We start from the raw sequence: 20,232 nt of genomic DNA on the forward strand, positions 1-20,232 counted from the left end.
ACAGTGGACTTTCGCCACCAAGTTAGCGCCCATGCCGGGCGCACTACACTAATAGGCCATCCAAAAAACGGATGGCCTATTTTTTATAATCTTCAAAAAATATCTCATTACCAGAATTTTAAACACCGATACTACCAATATAAAACAAATAAAAAATCAATTAGTCTGGAATGGAAGACGGCAGTGATCAACTACTCAAATAAAACCCTACTTGAAATTAGCAGACTTTTTTACTTAATACATTTGATTGAGTTTTTTGGTAATTTTAAATAACTGTGGATACTTATTTCGATTTTGTTTTTGATAGAAGGCCGGATTGTTCAATTTGAACTGGCCATTTTTCTCGACCCAGTATGTCACTTCAGGATTGTTGATGACATAAAAATTCTTAGGCGTTAAGCCATATTTTCGATAAAACTTTTGTTGTGACTGATTATCTGGCTGATACTTTTTGAGTCCCACAATAATTCTCTGACCAATATTAGGCATCGGCACGGTCGGATTGGTTGAATAAATCAGCGTTTGCGGTTTAAATCCTTGCTGAGTACCGACGTACTTGCCTTCTGGACTGACAAAGTAATCCTTAGCTTGATTCAAACCACCAGAAAATTCAGTCAGTATATTATGATTTTTTAAACTCCTATTACCACTGATGACGCGTTCAACATGGATCGTGGCCTTAGCTTCATTCAGCCACAATCTGCCTAATTCTGGCTGCAAATTGACTACTTGAGCCACGACTAACAATTGATTGCCATTTTTCAAACGATTCAAAGTCATATCTTCATCGTTATAGCCTTTAGGTACTATTGTGACGTATTTATCATATTCAGCATTGTTGATATTTTTGGCTTTGGAAATTTTTTCAGTCCAAATTTTTCGATTATGCTTTATCTTTTTATTTCGCTGGTGTTGTTCTAATTTGAGTGCTTCATTTTGGGAATTATTAGCATTACTACAACCCACCAACAACAAAATATTTAAGAGAGCAACTATTAGAACTACCTTTTTCATGATGTGTTCCCTTCTTTTCACAAATAAGATTTTAACTTTTAATGCTGACACAAAAAGGAATCCTTAATTGACGATCTGTCATTCGGATTCCTTATTTTTTTGAATTTTCACCTTTTAAAAATTGTGTACCAATGAAATAAGTTATAGCGGTCATGAACACAGCCATACCAGCAAAGATAATCAATGAAGTCCAATTATAGTAACCGCCTGTTAGCAGCATAAAGATAAAAAAGACGACAAAATAAATTCCTATTACTACTCTTTTGCTGAGATTGGTCGTTACTAATATCATAGACAGCAAGAATATCAGTAAAACTTCCCACGGATAATTGGTTAAAAGCGCATGGTGACTAAAAAAGTTTTGCCCAACGACGATCAAGCTCCACACGATCACAAAAATCAAAAAATTACGAACGACTCGATTCTTCACTTAGTTACCTTCCCCTCTGAAGTTCTCTTAATAGCCTAACATAGTTTTTCTCAGTCACCAATTTGAGCAATCTTAGTTTGCAACGACTTATTACCGAACATATCAGCACATGCTTGAGCATTGGTTTGGAAACGAAGTTTCTGCTTCTTATCAGTACTAGCCAAAGCTGCATAATAATTCAACGAGTCGATAAAATAGGATGCGTAATTTTGGTTAGCATATTCCAAAGCTCTTTTAGCCAGTTTCAAAGCATTTTGGGGCTGATCTAATTTGATTAGCAATGACACCAACTGGTTACTCATAAAGAGAATTTGCACGGTGTTAGCATTGGCAATATTGAAGCTCTCCTGCAAAGAATCCTCAATATTCTTTACATAATAAGCTGCCATATCGAGGTGCTTCTGGTCATTATAAATTTTAGCCTTATATAAATAGGACAATAGAGTATAAATATCATCATTGTCTGATCTAGTATTTTGCAAAACTTTGTCCAACTCAAAGGTAGCTTTCTCAAAATTATTATCAGCGTAGAAAACGACACTGTGAATAAAATTGAGCCGCTTCATTTCTCGTTTAGGGACATCTTTACTAACCAAAGATAAACGTTCTTCAACTTCAGTAAAATTATTCAACAGAACGTCGCGTTCGATACCATTTAAAACGTACCCTTGTTCCACTTTAGTATCTGATGCAAAGTCACTGAACACCTCATTTAAGGTCAAATCCAGCCGCCGACAGATTTTTATCAAGACATCGATTTGAGGTGTTAAATTATGTTTTTCCATTTTACTGATCGTATTTTGTGTACAGATTCCACTGGATAAATCACTCTGCGTTAAATTGAGACTTCGTCTTTTATCATAAATGACTGAACCTAAAAACATTTATCTACCTCATTTACCTTCAAATTATTCTTGTTATTATTATACCGCACAAGAGTATAACTTCCCTTTTAGTGCTAAATGAGTTTTAACAATTAATTGCATGGTATCCTTTTATAGGATAAATATCAATCTTAATTCATGGAATCATATACCTCGGGAGAAACATATCATGTTAAATATTATTATCTGTGAAGATGAAATCGAATTACTACAAACCTATCAATTAATTGTTAAAAATTACATAAAGGCACATCCCCAAGTGACGATTCAACTTGTTTTGGCAACTTCTAATCCTAGAGACGTTGAAATCTACATGGCCGACCATCCTAATGATCTGAAGTTATATATCTTGGATATTGAATTTCCAGCCTCAAAAATCAAAGGTATCGATTTAGCCAGTAAAATCCGTGAAACTGATCTGAACGCCAAAATTATTTTCGTCACAACTCATGAAGAATTATCAACTTTGACCTTCGAAAGAAAAGTCGAGCCACTAGACTATATCACTAAAGAGTCCGGCCTAAATGTTGTTAAAAAGAGATTGAATTCCGGCATCGACACTGCCATCACACGCTTGGTTCCACTAAAGAATCAGTCGATCAACAATTTCATTTATACGGTCGGACCTCGTCAGTATGAAATTCCGGTAGATAACATCGATTACTTTGAAGCATCTGAAAATTCGCACAATGTATTCTTGCACAGTTTAACTGAAATCACTGAATTCAAAAGCAGTCTGATTGCAATTCAGACTGACTACAAAAATTTTTATCGAGTTCATAAAAGTCTGTTAGTGAATATGAATAACATCGCCAGCATCGACCAAAAGAATCGTAAAATCATCTTTAAAGATAAAACTAGCTGTGATATTTCCCGAAGAAGATTAGCACAATTTAAAAAAGATTTTGCCAATTCAAACTCCGTCAGTATTTTTAAATAACTAACATCAGTTTTAATTATACTATCAAAGGATTAAATTATCACATTAAACTATATTTAATTAGTAAAATATAATTTTATATGATATGTTTATATCGGTACTTCTTATTCATAATTGTTTTCGGGGGAAGCTATTATTATAGGTACCATGAAAAATTATTTTTGATTAGAATACAAAAACAGAGCTCGCTTAGTTTGCGAACTCTGTTTTTTTACACGTTAATTTTCAGTTTTCGGATCACTCGCTGAATCACTATCTTCAGTAGTATCTTTAGCCTTCTTAGCAGGCTTCTTCACTTGAAACATACGTTTTTCATGCCACATAGTCAAACTGATCAAAGCTGACAAGGTCATTGGCAAAATAATAACTAAAATTATCAAACCAAAGATAACGCCTAGAGCAACTTGAATCAAAGTAGTTACGCCTGATGGCATCAATGCTGCGAAAGTACCACTCAAAATAATGGCAGCTGAGATGACGACCGGACCAATAGCCGTTGCCGCATTAAGCATCCGATCTTTCAAATCAGGCATCGGCTCATCTTTAAATCTGATCATCAAGAAGATACTGTAATCGACACCCAAAGCCATCAACATAATGAAGGTAAAGAATGGCGTGTTCCAACTCAAGAGATTGATTCCTAAGACCATCTTCGAGAAGATGCGGGTAATTCCTAAGGAAACTTCATATGCTAATAACAACGTCCCGATGATCGTCAATGGTTGCAAGATCGATTCCGTAACGACAATCAAAGCAATTCCAATTCCGACGGTCATGATCAAAGCTGTCCGACCAAAGTCACCATTAGCAAGTGTCCGCAAGTCATTATTTTGCGAAGTTTGGCCACCGACAGCGACCTTAGCATCCTTCAAAGCACCATGTTTTAGTTGAGCCTTCATATCGGATTGGATCGTCTTCAATTGCTTAGAAGTCGTCTCACTATTGGGGTCACCCTTGAAGACAATCGTCAATTCAGCAATCTTTCTGTCTTTGTTCATATAAGCATCGAGTGCAGGTTTGAAAGCAGAACTCTTGATGGTATCTTTTGGCAAGTAGAACGTGTCGCCAACATAAGATTTACGCAAACCATCCAAATAGGTCTTCATAGTTGTGTTTCCACGGGCAATCGTATCCAAACCATCATTAGCTGAAGTGAGTCCCGATTCAAGTTGCGTAACTTGCGAACTCATTTGTTTCAACTGGGTATTCATCTGTTGAACGCCACTGTTGACAGTCGTTGCACCGCTAGCAACACTTTGACCACCACTAGTCAATGTTGAACTAGATGCTGCCAAAGTATTCGTACCACTGGCTAAGGTTGACATTCCCGAAGTTAAGGTTGGCATTTGACCGTTCAGCTGACTCATGCCACTAGAAATAGCTGCAGAACCAGAACTCAACTGACTGATCGAACTTTGCAAAGCCGCAACTTGTGTTTGAGCAGCTGTCGTATCTTGACCACTGCTTTGCAACAATGCCATCAACTGGGTAGCTTGACTAGATATCGAATTGACCTGTGATTGTAATTGCGACATACCAGATGACAACTGGGCCGAACTACTTGTTAAGGTCGATACGCCACTGGTCAAAGTTGGCAATTGACTGTTAGCACTCTGTAAACCACTATTGACGCTTGAAACGCCATTAGTATATTCAGTGATACCACTAGAGAGCTGTTGAGCACCAGCTTGCAATTCATTAGTTCCATCTGCCAAAGCTTGAACTTGAGCTGTACTGCCACTGATGTTGGCGCTCTGTAATTGTGAACTAGCTGAGTTGAGACCTGACTTAATTTTCTCCAAACCGGCTGTTGAAGTATTCAAACCATTAGTAATACTTACCAACTGATTCTTCAAATACATCGACTTGATCTTATTGCCACCAGGTTGAGTAGCTGAAGTAACAGTTTTTACACCAGGTTCTTTTTGAAGATAATTCGTCAGATCATCGATTGCGGCCAACTTAGCTTGGGTCGTCATCTTAGAATTACCCTCGATATAGACGGTAGCCGGAGCTGACATTCCTTTACTGAAGTGATCTTGAATAACTTCGTAACCCTTTTTAGCTTGATAGGTATCCGGTACTTCATCGGCATTGTTAAAGTTCAAGGTCGATGAGGTATTGATTAGAAACGGTACCGCTGCAATGGCGATGATTCCTAAGATCACAACTGGATATGTCAAAGCAGCTCTGGACAAACCATACCAGATACGACTCTTGCCCCGACCAGCAGTGACCTTACTTGGCCAAAACATCTTCTCACCTAACGTCTGCATAAAGAACATGTTCAATGTCAACAAGACGCTCAAAAGGACTAAGACTCCGATTGCAACGCCGACAGCACTACGATAAAACGAGAACTTGGCCAAAGCTAGAACTGAGAACCCAATCAAGACTGAGATTCCACTGTACAAAATTGTCCGACCACCATGTTTTTGAGCATCGTGAGCCGCTTCATTTGCCGAGAGTCCCCGAGCTAGTGCTCCTTTAAAGTAGTTGTAAAGCAATATATTGTAATCCGTTCCGATTCCGAATAACACGACAACTAAAAATACTTGGGTGAAATTGGAAATAGGAAAATTAATTTTTTCTGCCAAATTCATGACGATACTTAACGAAGTAACAAAGGCTACTCCGACATTAAGCAACGAGATCAACGGTACGATCGGTGAACGGAAGACTAGAATCAAAACAATGAAAATAAAGATAATTGCAATAACTTCAGTCTTTTGAATCCCCTTCTCAGTTACAGTTGAGAATTCATCGTTCAAAGCATCGGCACCAGTGACGTAAGTCTTGATCCCTGAAATTTTCAATTGATCTTGCAGAGACTGCACTTGCTGACCAACATAATTATTCTTCTTGACTGTGACTTGCGCCAACTGAGTCGATTTATCTTTGGCAATCAATTGCTTTTTGGTTTCAGCATTATCGCTGGGACCCATGACGCTAGTAACTTTGAGCAACTTTTTATTACTCAATTCATTGAGTTTGTTGTCTATTTCTTTCGATTGATTGGCTGAAAGCTTACCAGCACCTTTATTGTCAAACACAACCGTGTAAGTTGTCACTGACTTGTTGCCGTTAGCTTTTTTCTGTAAATTGGCGGCCTTTTGACTCTCAGTATAATTAGGCAAAGTTATATTTCCTTTGTTCCTAACCAACTGTGAAACATTAGGCATGGCAAGAATAGCGACCACAACGACCACGATCCAGCCAACTAATGCCATCCAATATTTATTTTTTCGCATTTGTCTGTCTCCTCACATGAATATCACACAAATATTTTCAGAAAATTCAATTTATATAATAATTTTTTGTTTTTATTTATACAAGAGACAAATTTTAGATATTAGCCTATACTTAGACAATATCTTTAATTTGTAAAAAGATAGACACACATTTAAAATATTACTACAAGTTACTATGCTAAAATAAGGATAAATAATGCTATAACGGAACGAATTATTGGGGGATTCTTTAAAATGAAAATTGATCTATCAAAACATCTAACCTTAGGGGCAAGACGGACTTTGAAAGCTTTTCGAGTTGCCATGTTTGAATTGCTGAGTGAAAAAGAGTTCGATAAAATAACCGTCAACGATATTTGTGAAGCGTGCGAATATCCACGGGCAACTTTTTACAATTATTTTGATGACAAATTAGATCTGTTGGAATATCTTTGGTCACACATCGCCAAAAATATCTTGAATCAATTACCCAACGATGAAAAAAATGACGATAATCTCATTAAGATTTTCAATTTATTAGTGAATTTTTTCCATGACAACCCAGCTTTATTAGCAAATATCAAGAAAAATGATGGCGCTAATTCGCATCTGTGGCACAATCTCTCTGGTTACCTAAAGCATGAAGCTAATCAACTTCTTTACCACTCGTATTCAGATTCCAAAGAGCAAAACGTCCCCGTCGAATTATTAGCTCGTTTTTACAGTGATTTGGTCATCGGGATGTTGGAATGGTGTCTGTTTGAAAATCCTACTATCGATGAAAAAACAGCTGATAATTATTTAATTAATCTACTACATAATAATTTTTAGAACAATTAAAGAGGATTTTCTAATTTAGGTTGAAGACTCGTCTTTTCGATGATATCGCCTTTAGTTGCCTACAATACAAAATGTCTTCACATAAGTTCTTTTTCAAGTTTGATTGTTCTCTGCCGTCTTCCATGAAATTCTGGTGGACGCTGGAACGCAGTGAGAGCAACTTAGAGCCAATTACAGTTCAAATTGTCTCTAAGCTTGTCTGTCTCTAACCTGGCAAAGGACGCCAGCCAAGAGACTGCCACGTGAGAGTCCACCAGAATTCCATTCCAGACTAAACGATTTTTTATTTGTTTTACATTAGTAGTGTTAAAATTTTAAATCTAATGATTCGATATTTTATTTACGATAATACTAAAAGTAGGTCATCCAGCTGATTTTGGGATGGCCTATTGGTATGTCTAAATAATTGTAAGTAACCAAACTTGAAAAAGAACCAAAAAAAAGCCCGCTTTCGCGGACTTTTTTATTTTTATTACTTGTTCAAGTATTCTTCAACAAGTTTCTTGTTATCTTCATTAGTGATTGATTCGTTAACAGCACGATCAGCCAATGTAGCAAGATCCTTTGTGCTCAACTTCTTCATCAAACTTCTTACACGAAGTACTGATGTAGCTGACATTGAGTATTCATCAAGACCCATGCTCAATAGCAATGGAAGCATTGTGTTATCACCAGCAGCTTCACCACACATACCAGCCCACTTGCCTTCTTTATGAGCTGATTCGATAACGTGCTTGATCAATCTCAAAATTGAAGGGTTGTATGGTTGATATAGGTATGAAACGTGTTCGTTACCACGATCAGCAGCCATAGTATATTGAATCAAATCGTTTGTACCAATACTGAAGAAGTCAACTTCTTTAGCAAATTGGTCTGCAAGAACTGCGGCAGCTGGAACTTCCATCATCATTCCTAATTGAATGTCGTCAGAAACCTTAACGCCGTCAGCAACTAATTTAGCCTTTTCTTCTGTAAAGACCTTCTTAGCATCTCTGAATTCTTGCAATGTACCGATCATAGGGAACATGATACGTAAGTTACCAAAAGCAGATGCACGTAGCAAAGCTCTTAGTTGAGTTCTGAAGATTTCTTGTCTATCCAAACTGATACGGATAGCACGGTAACCCAAGAATGGGTTCATTTCTTCAGGAAGTGGCAAGTATGGTAAATGCTTGTCACCACCGATATCCATAGTACGGACAACGACTGGCTTACCTTTCATGCCTTCAAGAACCTTCTTGTAGGCCTTGAATTGGTCTTCTTCAGTTGGAAGGCTTTCTGATTGCATGTACAAGAATTCTGTACGATACAAACCGATACCTTCGGCACCATTATCAATAACACCTTGTAGATCATCAGGTGTACCGATATTAGCAGCGATATCGAAGTGTTTGCCATCAGCAGTAACTGAGGCTTCGTTCTTCAATTTTTCCCATTCAGCTTTTTCATCAGCAAAGTTCTTTGCCAATTCATTGTAGTGTTTAACGTCTTCATCAGAAGGGTTAACAATAGCAGCACCGTTCAAACCATCAACGATAACTGTATCTCCTTCTTTGACATCCTTAGTAATAGTATCAGTACCAACAACAGCTGGTAGTTCCAAAGAACGAGCCATAATAGCTGAGTGGGCTGTACGACCACCGATATCAGTGATGAATCCTTTAACATAACTGTTCAATTGAGCAGTATCACTAGGTGTCAAATCGTGAGCAACAACTACGACATCGTGGTCGATAAGTGCGGGATTTGGAAGATTAACATCTAGTAAGTGAGCCATGACACGCTTTGTAACATCACGAACATCAGCGGCTCTTTCTTGCATGTAAGGGTTATCTGTCATACCCTCAAAAATAGAAATAAAGTTTTCAGATACATCATGTAATGCTTGTTCAGCATTAACGCTTTGATCCTTAACTTCTTGTTCAACTGCACCCGTAAATTCTGGATCAGCCAAAATCATCTTATGTGCATCAAAGACTTGAGCTTCTTCATCACCAAGAGATTCCTTAGCAATGTCTCTAATCTTTGTTAGTTCATCGTCTGATGTCTTAATAGCATCTTTAAGACGACTAACTTCTGCGTCAGCATCTGAAACACTTTTCTTTGTAAAAGACAAATCTGGTTGAACTAAAAGGTATGCTTCTGCAGTAGCGATACCATCACTAGCTGCAATTCCTTTAATAGTTTTAACCATTATTCTGCCAAACCTTCTTTTGTCATTGTGTCTGAAATAGCAGCAACTGCATCAGCAGCATCGTCACCATCAGCTGTAATTGTAACGTCAGCACCTTGGCCAACACCAAGTGACATAACACCCATGATTGACTTCAAGTTTACTGATTTACCAGAGAATTCAATGTTGATGTCTGAGCTAAATTTACTTGCTGCTTGTACCAACATAGTAGCTGGACGTGCGTGGATTCCTGTTTCTGCAATAATGTGAAATTCTTTCTTTTCCATAATAAATACCTCACCATATAATATAAAATTCTGTAGCAAACCTACAAATGTTCACTAATTAATTTACCATTAGTTTTGATTTTTCACAAGGGTTAAGCTTAAAAACGTTGATAAAAGCCAACTGTGACAAGAAGTTTAACGCTTACAACACAAGGGGCTGAAAGCGTTTATATTATTTTTATTTTTCTGAAAAATTTGTAAAAAATTAAAATAATTACCATTAAACTAATAAAATTTAAAATCTCAAGATTTAGCACTTGCATTAGTTGAGTGCTAATTATATACTACCGTTGTATCCTGATGATCAAGGAAAGGTGGGGTGCGAATGTTATGTCAGAATTGCAATAAAAATGAAGCTACAATTCATCTTTATACGAGTGTTAATGGTCAAAGAACAGAAATCAATCTCTGCCAAGACTGTTATCAAAAGTTAAGAAATCAAGCTAACGAAGGTATGAATAATATGGCACAAAATCCAAACGGTGGATTTTCAAGTTTCGAAGACTTGTTCAACGCTTTGAACGGCGGACAACAACCTAATGCTTTCGAGCAACAAGGTCCTCAAACCCAAACCGGTAACGGTGGCAACATAAATGGCCGCCGCCCACGGGGTAATGGAGTCTTGGATCAATACGGTGTCGATCTTACCGCCCTTGCTAAAAAGGGCCAAGTCGATCCAGTAATTGGTCGTGACAAGGAAATTAATCGAGTAATTGAAATATTAAATAGAAGAACTAAGAACAACCCTGTTCTAATTGGTGAAGCAGGTGTTGGTAAAACAGCCGTTGTTGAAGGTCTTGCTCAAAAGATCGTCGACGGAGCTGTCCCTGAAAAATTGCAACACAAGCGTGTGATCCGTTTGGACGTTGTTTCATTAGTTCAAGGTACTGGTGTTCGTGGTCAATTTGAACAAAGAATGCAACAATTGATCAACGAAGTCCAAAAGAACAAAGACATTATCCTCTTTATCGATGAGATCCATGAAATCGTCGGAGCTGGTAATGCTGAAGGCGGCATGGACGCCGGCAACGTTTTGAAACCTGCCCTAGCCCGTGGCGAACTTCAACTAGTTGGTGCTACAACTTTAAATGAATATCGGACCATTGAAAAGGATTCTGCTTTGGAACGTCGTCTCCAACCTGTTCAAGTCAATGAACCTACTGTTGACGAGACCGTTCAGATTCTCAAGGGTCTACAACCTAAATATGAAGATTATCACCATGTAAAATACTCTAATGAAGCTATCAAGGCTGCTGCTGAATTATCAGCTCGTTATATCCAAGATAGATTCTTGCCTGACAAGGCTATCGATTTGATCGATGAAGCTGGTTCAAAGAAGAACTTGCAAAGCAATCACGTCGACGTAGCTGATCTTGACAACAAGATTTCCGATGCCGAAGTTCAAAAACAAGCTGCCCTTCGTAATGAAGATTACGAAAAAGCTGCCTACTATCGTGACCAAGTTACTAAGTTCCAAGACATGAAGAACAATGCCAAGGATGAACCTGCTGACAAGAACGTTGTTACTGATAAAGAAATTGAAAAGATCATTGAAGAAAAGACCAACATCCCTGTTGGAGAACTTCAATCTAATGAACAAGCTCAATTGAAGAACTTGGAATCAGATTTGAAGGGCCACATCATTGGTCAAGACAAAGCTGTTAGTGACGTTGCCAAAGCTATTCGTCGTAACAGAGTTGGTTTCAACAAGTCTGGTCGTCCAATCGGTTCATTCCTATTCGTTGGACCTACTGGTGTTGGTAAGACTGAACTTGCTAAACAATTAGCTAAGGAACTATTTGGTTCTGAGGATTCAATGATCAGATTCGATATGTCTGAATATATGGAGAAACATTCAGTTTCTAAGTTGATCGGTTCGCCTCCAGGGTATGTTGGTTACGAAGAAGCTGGTCAGTTGACTGAAAAGGTTCGTCGTAATCCATACAGTTTGATTCTCTTGGATGAAATCGAAAAGGCTCACCCTGATGTTATGCACATGTTCTTGCAGATCTTGGATGATGGCCGTTTGACAGACTCACAAGGTAGAACCGTCAGTTTCAAAGATACTATCATTATTATGACTTCTAACGCCGGTCAAGGCTTGCAAGAAGCTAATGTTGGTTTCGGAGCTGAATCATCTGGTACTACAAATTCAGTTATGAATCGTTTGTCAGAATTCTTCAAACCAGAATTCTTGAACCGTTTCGATGGTATCGTTGAATTTAATTCATTGACCAAAGACAACTTGCTCAAGATTGTTGACCTCATGTTGGCCGACACTAACAAGATGATTGCGGATCAAGGTTTGACGATTCACGTTACTAAGGACGCTAAAAATAAATTAGTTGATTTAGGATTCAATCCTAAGATGGGTGCTCGTCCACTCCGTCGTGTGATTGAAGAACAAATTGAAGATAAAGTTGCCGACTACTTCTTGGATAATCCTAAGGATAAAGACCTTGAAGCTCACGTTGACAAAGGTGAAATTAAAATTTCTAAGTATAGTGCACCTGATACCGAAAATAATTAGTGGTGCTAAAAAAAAGAGTCAGAAAACTTTAAGTTTTCTGGCTCTTTTGCTTTATCTATAAGCTATCTGCAATAGTCCATTCTAATTTTGTAGTGTAAATTCCGGAACTATTTATCTGTGGATCCATGTGCAACAAGACCCCTTCTTCTTTATTCCAACTTTGAGAGGATAGAGCTTGTTCATCATCAGTCCGTGAAACTTCAACATCCGTTGCCCGCAAATCTTGGGCCACACCATTTTCATGATATTCAAGATATCCTGACAAAATATTGTTGCCACTGATCAATTCACTCTTTTGACGAACGTATAAACCAATTGAACTCTTAACTCTTCTTGTATCGTCAATATCAATAATATTATAAGGATTATTTAACTTATCTTGACGATACAGTATTGTCTTGTTAGATACCGCATTGATTACACCATAGTCAATATTTTCAGTGTTAGTAATCGTAATTGTATCCAATTCATAATTGATCGTATTACCACGTCCGACCTTTTGATAGTCAGTTTTCCCATCTGCTTTACCGGCAATATAAGGTACCGTTGAGAAGGTTTCCTTCTTCTCAATGCTATCAACCGTAGTGTTGACTTGGATCTTATGGCTTTCGTTAATTTTGAAGTTTAATCCTGGAATAGTTAAATCAGTTGCACCAGTCGTATCATTCTTTTTAAAACTGTAACTTGACGAACTAAGTTCCTTACCGTCTAATTGAACACTGGCGATTTTAGTATTATTGTGCAATGGCAAAGTATACGTCGCATCCGTTAAGGTACCACTAGTACTGTTATTAGTTACCGTGTCAGTGTAAGTTACCGTATCTCCATTGTTAACGCCAAATAACATATTATCCGTATTCGTTCCATCATCAAACGTCTCATTTTTCATGATATTTGTCATTTCAATATCTGGTCCACCTTCAGGAGTAACGTACAAATAAGCATCATTTGTCGTGTAGGAATATGGTCGACCTCCATAACTCATCGAAATGATAGCTACAATTAAGGTACCGTCATCATCTAATGTCGTATCAGGAATTGTATAACTCAAAGCTTGTGGTTTATCTTTTTGAACTTGAGTCCTAGTATGCGTAATTGGATCTTCCTTATACCATTTTATGGTATAGCCGTCATCGCCATCTTCATCCAATTCACCAATATTTCCTTGTAAAGCAAAAGTTGCCGTCTCACCCGCTTTGACCGTTTGATTCTCCAGACCGCCACCAATAGTAATATCTGTTTCGCCCTTGATAATTGATCCATCTGGATTGTGTAAAGTTGCATAAACTGTTACAACTCCAGCGCGCCGACCAGTATTAGCCGTAATTTCTCCAGTTTCTTCGTCAATCGTGGCCAAATTTGTGTCACTAATACTCCAAGTCACTGCCCCAGTAAAATTAACTGGATCTGGATGAGCGTGAGCAACAGTTTCAATATTTACTAAATCATTAGTTGAATTATACAAATAATCATCATCGACTGTAACGGTTACTTTTTGGGCATTGACCGGTTCAGGAACGGCGTGCACTGTAGCAACATTAGAATAAAGGTGCGATGCCGTCGCTCCAATCAATCCCGCCGTTTGAAAGTAAGTATCCAATTGATAGTAAGTTGTTCCCACTTCAGTTGGTGTAACTGGCATTGTTTTCTTGTCGCCAGAATCCTTTGAGGACACTTTAGTCCAGTTTTTGCCATCAGTTGATTTATACCACTGATACTTTTTGTTTACATAAAGGATTGTTGCCCAATATGTCAGCATTGATCTTCCGGCATTACCAGAAAGTGTTTTTGTTTGTCCAACTTCAATATAAGTGTTTTCATTCGGTTGTAAAGTATAGCCACTGGTCAACCAAATTCCTAAAAATTTGGTAGCATCTCCAGTAGGCTTTTTATACGGCGTTACTTCAGTCGTATCCGCTTCTTCTGCATTGACCTGTTTGTATCTTCTATTAAATGCTGAGGCAGATAATATGGAAATAAACACTAGTATCAACAACCAACGTTTTTTAAATTTCCTCATTATGTAACCCCTTTCTTATCATTAGCAATAAGATTATAGCATGATACAAAAAGTCAATTTAATCAAATTAGATAATATTATTTTTATTAATGTGATTCATTTTTCAATCAAATTATTTGATTTTTAGTTAAAAATTAATCGATTAATTTCTGTTTTTACCTTTTTCCCGCTTAATTGTTTAAGAATTTCTTGTTTTTATGTTAAACATCTTTAAGTTACTTATATAAAGGAAATGTCGAAGTTTTTTTCATGTTAGAATTACACTAATTCAATGTTAGAAGGGAATTATTATGGGAAAGAAAAATAATACTGACTTTTCCCATAAAGGAGAAAGAACTATGGAAAATGACGTACTCTCACCTAAAGTAAAAAAAATAGCTCGCGATGATGTCGAAATCAAAGTCCATTACGTTGATTCTTTAGGCAAAGATATCACTCAACCTACTACGATTAAGGGACATTATTTGGCTAAATTAGATATTCCTTGGAAGGAAATACCCGGATATGTTTTGTCTTCAGTAACTAACTTTCAACAAACATTCATTCCTAATTCCGACGGCATCTATCTTGTTTACGCCAACCAATTGTCAGCACCAGTTATCGTCTATCACCGAAATACCGACGGCAACTTGATTGCTGATCCACAATATTTGCTTGGCGAATTGAACCGTGACTTTGACACGCAACCACTTGAAGAAGCTAATCATTTCTTAGTGCGTTCACCTCGAAGAGCCAAAGGTCAATTTACGAAACGAGTTCAAGAACAAGAGTATGTCTACAACGTGCTCCCCATCAAAAATTACAAAATCAATAAAAATCTCTTCATCGAAACGACTGATAACGTCAACGTTTACAGTCAACCACTCAGCAAAACGCCACTAGAGAAAACTTTGCCTTACGGAACTACTTGGAAAGCTTACCGTGCTGTTCAAGAAACGTACAATAATACTATCTGGTACAACTTAGGTGGCAACACTTGGATTCCTAGTACCGAAAATATCAAACTCCAGATCATCAAGCAGCAGTCGTCACGTCAAGAAATGCTCAACAGTCCGCTAGCCCAGGCTGCCAACAACATCAGCTACACATATTCCGTGATCGACAATATGGATATCAACCGTTCTGTCAAAGTACTCTACTATGATGATCAATTCATCACCGCTTGGAAGACACCTTATGGCGATATGGATAACCAACGCTATCGTGGTGGCCAAGATGTTTTTGTTAAAAAGATCGTCCAACTCGACAATTACAGCGTTTGGGCTGAACTTGACGATGGATACTATGTTGAAAGCAAATATTTAAACCTTTAAAATATTTTTGATTTTATAACCTCAATTCCAAAATCTATTAGGAATTGAGGCTATTTATATCCATTTTTACCAATATGGAGTAAACAAATAATTTATGCGAATATATCTAATGATAATTAACTACCAAAATTTCATGGAAGAAAACAATGAATTATATGCCTAAAACCTTTGACTCATCAATCATTTTTAAACTCAAAATGATATAATGTAAGCGTATATAAAATGTCTCAATTTTAGGGGGAAAAGGTCTTATGGAACATCAAGAAACCAAAACAGAAGAATTGATTGGATTAGTCATCATTTATTTGTTTGCCTTTGTGGCAGTATTTTTAGGTCTCTTCGCCCTGTACTTCCACTTCACTACTTCCTTATCAGTTGCTTGGATGGTCAAACTATTATTCGTCGATCTAGCTTTGATGTGTCTGGCTATTCTAAAACCTATCTTTGATATTACGCTTAGTTTTATCCGCGATGTCTTACGGCAAAACAATTAATAATTACTGAAGAAATCTAATTACGTTAAAGAAAAAACGTAATTGGATTTTTTTATTGCATTCATTTTTGACTGATGTATTATATATGTTGTATTTAACATATGTTATTAAAAACATATGTTGCAGGAGGCATTTATGAATTATTGGCTGTTAGCTTTAACTTTTTTAAGCGTTAACTTGGATTTCTTCTTTATGTTGATCTTTTTACTGAAGAAATACGACTTTATCAAAGTATTGATTGGCTATTTATTAGGAAATATTATCTTATTGACCGCTAGTTTTATTATCGGCAAGGCTCTGGCAACCTTTTTACCTGAATGGATCTTAGGAATTTTAGGTATCTTGCCGATCTATCTAGCATTTCACGACGATGATGACGTTGACGAGCAAAAAGAGACACATAAATCGGAAATCATTACCGTTTTAATCACTTACCTATCTGTCTGTGCTGGTTGCAATCTGTCGATTTTCTTACCAGTTTTAGTCGGCGAGACCATCACCAACTTCTTGATCACCTTGGGATTCATTGGCCTTTTAACAATTATTGTTGTCTTTATCATCAAGCTCGTCGCTGATATTCCCACGGTTTCTAAAGTCATGGAAAAACATGGGGAAAAATTAATGAAGATCTGCTACGTTGTGATCGGCTTGTATGTTTTTTGGGACAGTGGATTGATCAGTCACTTAATTGCTTTTCTCTAATATGATCTGATATATACTTAGAGTATGAATCGTATACTGATAAAGGAATTCATATAATGAGTAAACAAACACAAATAAAATTGATTGATGCCAAACATCTAGCAGAATCTGAACGTATTTTTAAACTCTTGAGTAATCCCAATCGCCTGCAAATGTTAAAGATTTTGGAGAATAACAAAATGAGCGTCAATGAAATTGGTCAAGCTTTAGATATTGAACAATCCGTCGTCTCACATCAACTCTCCATTTTAAAAAAGCATCAATTAGTCAGTTCCCAAAAGAGGGGCAAATTCAATTACTATCAACTCGATGATCCTCATATCTTAGACGTCGTCAACGAAATGTTAGAACACGCCGACCATGTGATTCGAGGCAAAAAGCACGGTGAATAATAGAACAAAGCATGCTCAATTTTTATGCATTAACGTAAAACCGCCTCTGATTCAAAATACTGAATCAGAGACGGTTTTTTGTTCCGCATTTATGCTGTTATATTCCCTTAGATTATATTACCTAGTGCAAAAACCACCGGTATCGTCAAAAGACTTAAAATTGTCGACAAACTCATCAGAGAAATTGCTGGAGCGACATCCCCTTCAGCTTGTAAAGTAAAGAGGACCACCAAACCGGCAGCCGGACAAGCGGCCATTACGATTGTCGTGTAAAAGGCGATTCCTGTTACTCCACCTAATTTCAAAATCAAAATCCCGACGATGGGATAAATTAAATTTCGCAATAAAATTGTCAAACCGATCTCTTTATTCAACATATCGCGACTGAATTTAATATTAGCTAAACTATTTCCAATCACGATCATCGACAACGGCGTATTGATTGAACCGACATATTTAATAACTTGATTAGGAGTTCCTGGAATTTTGATTGAAAAGACAAAAATTATAATTCCTACGAAGATAGCTACAATATTAGGATTGAACACGACTGTGCGCCAATCCGTTTTCTCCACTGCTCCGTTTTCACTGTTACGAAATAAAGATACCCCTTGCGTCCAACTGAAAATATTAAATGCTGCCAACGATACGACCGCAAAAAATACCCCTTCGGAACCGAATAAGGCACTGATCAACGGAATCCCCATGAATCCAGCGTTGGAATAAATACTGCCATATTGTGCAATACGACTGAGATTTTGATCTTTTAGACGACCAAAAAGCAATTTAGAAACAATAATTTCAATAATATAAAGAATAAATACTCCCGCAATCGCCAATAAAAATTGTTTGATACGATTACCCGAATACGGTTGTTCAAAAGCGTTGATGATTAGACATGGCGAAACGATATACAACAAAACGTTCGTCAGGTCACTCGAAGTCTGTGCGTGCATAAACTTCAATTTGTTGATCAAAACCCCAATCAACATCAAACAAAACATCAAGACGATCTGATTGATCAATTGCCCAATATTCATACAATAGCCTCCCCTGTGGTTAATCTATTATACAAATATTTCATGCCAAAGAGAAACTTTGCTGTCAAAAATTATGATATTTTCGTATTTAATTTTGAAACATGATTATTTTAGGTTTCCCGTCTAATAAAAAATCGTCTCTGATTCGAAATACGATTTTTTTCAACTTTGGTTACATACAATTATTTAGATATACTAATAGGCCATCCAAAAATTAATTGGATGACCTTTTTAGTATTGTTTTAAATAAAATATTGAATCATTAGAGACTAAAACTTTAATACTACTAATGTAAAACAAATAAAAAAACGTTTAGTCTGGAATGGAATTCTGGTGGATGCTCAGCCGTGGTAGTCTCTTAGCTGGCGTATCTTGCCAGTTTAGAGACAGACAAGCTTAGAGACAATTTTTAAATTGGCTCCAAGTTGCTCTCACAGCGTTCCAGCAATCCACCAGAATTTCATGGAAGACGGCAGTGAACAGCTTTTTTAGATTTAAAAGCTGATCATACTTTAAATTCTACGCCGACTTGTGGCTGGAAATCCTAATTCTTCACGATATTTAGCTACTGTCCGACGAGCGATTTGTAAACCGTCAGCAACTAACATTTCTGAAATCACTTGATCACTGAGCGGTTTCCTTTTATCTTCATTGTTCAAGATTCCTCTAATTTTTGCCTTCACTTGATCGACTGACTGTTCTTCTCCGACTGTAACTTTGCTACGACGTGAGAAGAATTCTTTCAGTTCAAAGACACCAAAATCAGTTTGAATATATTTGCCATTGATCGTCCGGCTGACAGTCGACTCACTCATTTGCAATTTTTGCGCCACATCCCGAATCAACAATGGTGCTAAGGCATCGGTCTCTTGCATGAAGAACTTGTATTGAGCTTTGACGATACATTTACCGATAATCGAAATCGTATCGATCCGTCGTTGCAAGTTGTACTCCAAAGTCTTGTACTGATTGTATTTACTGTGAATGTATTTCTTAACATCCTCATCAGTTGACTCTGCTAAACGATCATAGGTTTCTTGGGCAAAGATCAACTGTGGCTGACCATATTTCGTGACCGATAAAGTTAATTTATGATTATTCTTTCTGATTTGTAATTCAGGTACAACATATTGTTCATTTTGTGATGTATACCGTTGACCTGGGTTAGCCGACAGCGATTGGATGAAGTTTACAGCTTCTTGCAACTCAGCGTTAGATAATTTCAATGACCGCTTCAATTGTTTCCATTCGTGTTTAGTAAAGAGTTCAAATTTGTCGCTCAGCATCGACATAATAGCCTTGTTGGCGTGATCGGCCTCAGCTTGTAAGTAGAGACACTCCCTTAAATCTCTGGCTCCGATCCCTGGGGGATCAAGTTGATGCAATAAAGTCTTGGCATCGAGCAACATAATTGGTGTAATATCTTTTTCTTCAGCAAAAATCTCTTCATCTGAGACGGTCAAATAACCGTTGGGGTCAAGTTGTTCGATCAAATAAACTACTAGATCACGTAATGGCGTCTTTCTCATCGTCAATTGGACTTGGTCCAAAAGATATTCAAAGAGCGATTGTTGTTCGTCCTTAATTTGATAAGTCTTGCTATCCTCATTATCAATAAATGGCATATCCAAATTGACATGAACATCGAATAATGGATTTTCCAAACTTTGTTCACTCAAATAATCTGCTAAATCAATCGCATCTGATTGCAAAATCAAAATTGATTGTCGCATTCCCTGTGTTAAAGACAACCCTTGAACTTGTTTTTGCTGAATTTTTTCTTTAAGTTCCATCAGGTTCCCTCCCTTCTATTAATTAATAAATTAGAAATAATAAGACAATTCGTATTCACACAATAAGCAAATATTTATAATCTTAAAAGCGTTTCCAATATAATAACTAATACAATGATAGCGCTTTTTTATTGATTTGTATTTATTCTC

16 protein-coding genes are annotated in these 20,232 nt (G+C 37.1%); 7 read left to right on the plus strand and 9 right to left on the minus strand.

From position 1 onward, the window contains the following. Positions 1-234: 234 nt before the first annotated feature. The 3 genes from FD29_RS04640 to FD29_RS04650 all read right to left on the minus strand — a co-directional run bounded on the left by FD29_RS04640 (position 235) and on the right by FD29_RS04650 (position 2,328). On the minus strand, positions 235-1,014 hold the full coding sequence (locus tag FD29_RS04640; protein WP_057887793.1) for a hypothetical protein: 780 nt from the start codon (positions 1,012-1,014) through the stop codon (positions 235-237). A 91-nt stretch (positions 1,015-1,105) separates the two neighbouring features. Continuing rightward, positions 1,106-1,444: a hypothetical protein gene (locus FD29_RS04645; RefSeq protein WP_057887794.1), complete on the minus strand. Its 339-nt coding sequence runs from the start codon at positions 1,442-1,444 to the stop codon at positions 1,106-1,108. Between the two features lie 50 nt (positions 1,445-1,494). Further along, positions 1,495-2,328 carry a helix-turn-helix domain-containing protein gene (locus FD29_RS04650; protein WP_057887795.1) on the minus strand — a complete coding sequence of 278 codons (834 nt, stop codon included), beginning with the start codon at positions 2,326-2,328 and terminating at the stop codon, positions 1,495-1,497. 169 nt (positions 2,329-2,497) lie between these two features. Between FD29_RS04650 and FD29_RS04655 the strand changes: the two genes are divergently transcribed. Further along, a complete protein-coding gene (locus FD29_RS04655) occupies positions 2,498-3,268 on the plus strand; it encodes a LytR/AlgR family response regulator transcription factor (protein ID WP_057887796.1) in 771 nt (256 codons plus the stop codon). A gap of 218 nt (positions 3,269-3,486) precedes the next feature. Here the strand turns inward: FD29_RS04655 and FD29_RS04660 are convergent, their stop codons facing one another. Next, positions 3,487-6,519, minus strand: a complete 3,033-nt coding sequence (locus FD29_RS04660) for an MMPL family transporter (RefSeq protein ID WP_057887797.1) — start codon at positions 6,517-6,519, stop codon at positions 3,487-3,489. Positions 6,520-6,753: 234 nt separating this feature from the next. Between FD29_RS04660 and FD29_RS04665 the strand changes: the two genes are divergently transcribed. Then, entirely contained in the window at positions 6,754-7,329 is a 576-nt protein-coding gene (locus FD29_RS04665; RefSeq protein ID WP_057887798.1) for a TetR/AcrR family transcriptional regulator, read from the plus strand. A 481-nt stretch (positions 7,330-7,810) separates the two neighbouring features. Here the strand turns inward: FD29_RS04665 and ptsP are convergent, their stop codons facing one another. After that, complete coding sequence (gene ptsP, locus FD29_RS04670; RefSeq protein WP_057887799.1) at positions 7,811-9,532, minus strand: phosphoenolpyruvate--protein phosphotransferase; 1,722 nt, start codon at positions 9,530-9,532, stop codon at positions 7,811-7,813. After that, positions 9,532-9,798 (minus strand): phosphocarrier protein HPr, encoded by a 267-nt coding sequence (locus FD29_RS04675; protein WP_057887800.1) that lies wholly within the window; start codon positions 9,796-9,798, stop codon positions 9,532-9,534. The genes ptsP and FD29_RS04675 overlap by 1 nt, the downstream gene beginning before the upstream one ends. A 325-nt stretch (positions 9,799-10,123) precedes the next feature. Between FD29_RS04675 and FD29_RS04680 the strand changes: the two genes are divergently transcribed. Then, the gene (locus FD29_RS04680; protein ID WP_057887801.1) at positions 10,124-12,328 is read left to right on the plus strand and encodes an ATP-dependent Clp protease ATP-binding subunit; all 2,205 of its coding nucleotides are present in this window, start codon (positions 10,124-10,126) and stop codon (positions 12,326-12,328) included. A gap of 55 nt (positions 12,329-12,383) precedes the next feature. Here the strand turns inward: FD29_RS04680 and FD29_RS04685 are convergent, their stop codons facing one another. Further along, positions 12,384-14,348: a hypothetical protein gene (locus FD29_RS04685; RefSeq protein WP_057887802.1), complete on the minus strand. Its 1,965-nt coding sequence runs from the start codon at positions 14,346-14,348 to the stop codon at positions 12,384-12,386. A gap of 338 nt (positions 14,349-14,686) precedes the next feature. On the opposite strand from FD29_RS04685, the gene FD29_RS04690 reads away from it, so the two are divergent. The 4 genes from FD29_RS04690 to FD29_RS04705 all read left to right on the plus strand — a co-directional run bounded on the left by FD29_RS04690 (position 14,687) and on the right by FD29_RS04705 (position 17,249). Beyond that, positions 14,687-15,661 (plus strand): MucBP domain-containing protein, encoded by a 975-nt coding sequence (locus FD29_RS04690; protein ID WP_147007964.1) that lies wholly within the window; start codon positions 14,687-14,689, stop codon positions 15,659-15,661. A gap of 251 nt (positions 15,662-15,912) precedes the next feature. Then, a complete protein-coding gene (locus FD29_RS04695) occupies positions 15,913-16,155 on the plus strand; it encodes a hypothetical protein (RefSeq protein WP_057887804.1) in 243 nt (80 codons plus the stop codon). Between the two features lie 135 nt (positions 16,156-16,290). Beyond that, on the plus strand, positions 16,291-16,857 hold the full coding sequence (locus FD29_RS04700) for a cadmium resistance transporter (protein WP_057887805.1): 567 nt from the start codon (positions 16,291-16,293) through the stop codon (positions 16,855-16,857). A 56-nt stretch (positions 16,858-16,913) separates the two neighbouring features. Further along, the gene (locus tag FD29_RS04705; protein WP_057887806.1) at positions 16,914-17,249 is read left to right on the plus strand and encodes an ArsR/SmtB family transcription factor; all 336 of its coding nucleotides are present in this window, start codon (positions 16,914-16,916) and stop codon (positions 17,247-17,249) included. A 107-nt stretch (positions 17,250-17,356) separates the two neighbouring features. On the opposite strand, the gene FD29_RS04710 is transcribed toward FD29_RS04705, so the two are convergent. After that, entirely contained in the window at positions 17,357-18,289 is a 933-nt protein-coding gene (locus tag FD29_RS04710; RefSeq protein WP_057887807.1) for an AEC family transporter, read from the minus strand. Between the two features lie 512 nt (positions 18,290-18,801). Beyond that, on the minus strand, positions 18,802-20,082 hold the full coding sequence (gene rpoN / locus FD29_RS04715) for an RNA polymerase factor sigma-54 (RefSeq protein WP_057887808.1): 1,281 nt from the start codon (positions 20,080-20,082) through the stop codon (positions 18,802-18,804). Positions 20,083-20,232 lie beyond the last annotated feature (150 nt).

It is taken from the genome of Companilactobacillus mindensis DSM 14500 (genome assembly GCF_001434275.1).
Taxonomy (GTDB): domain Bacteria; phylum Bacillota; class Bacilli; order Lactobacillales; family Lactobacillaceae; genus Companilactobacillus; species Companilactobacillus mindensis.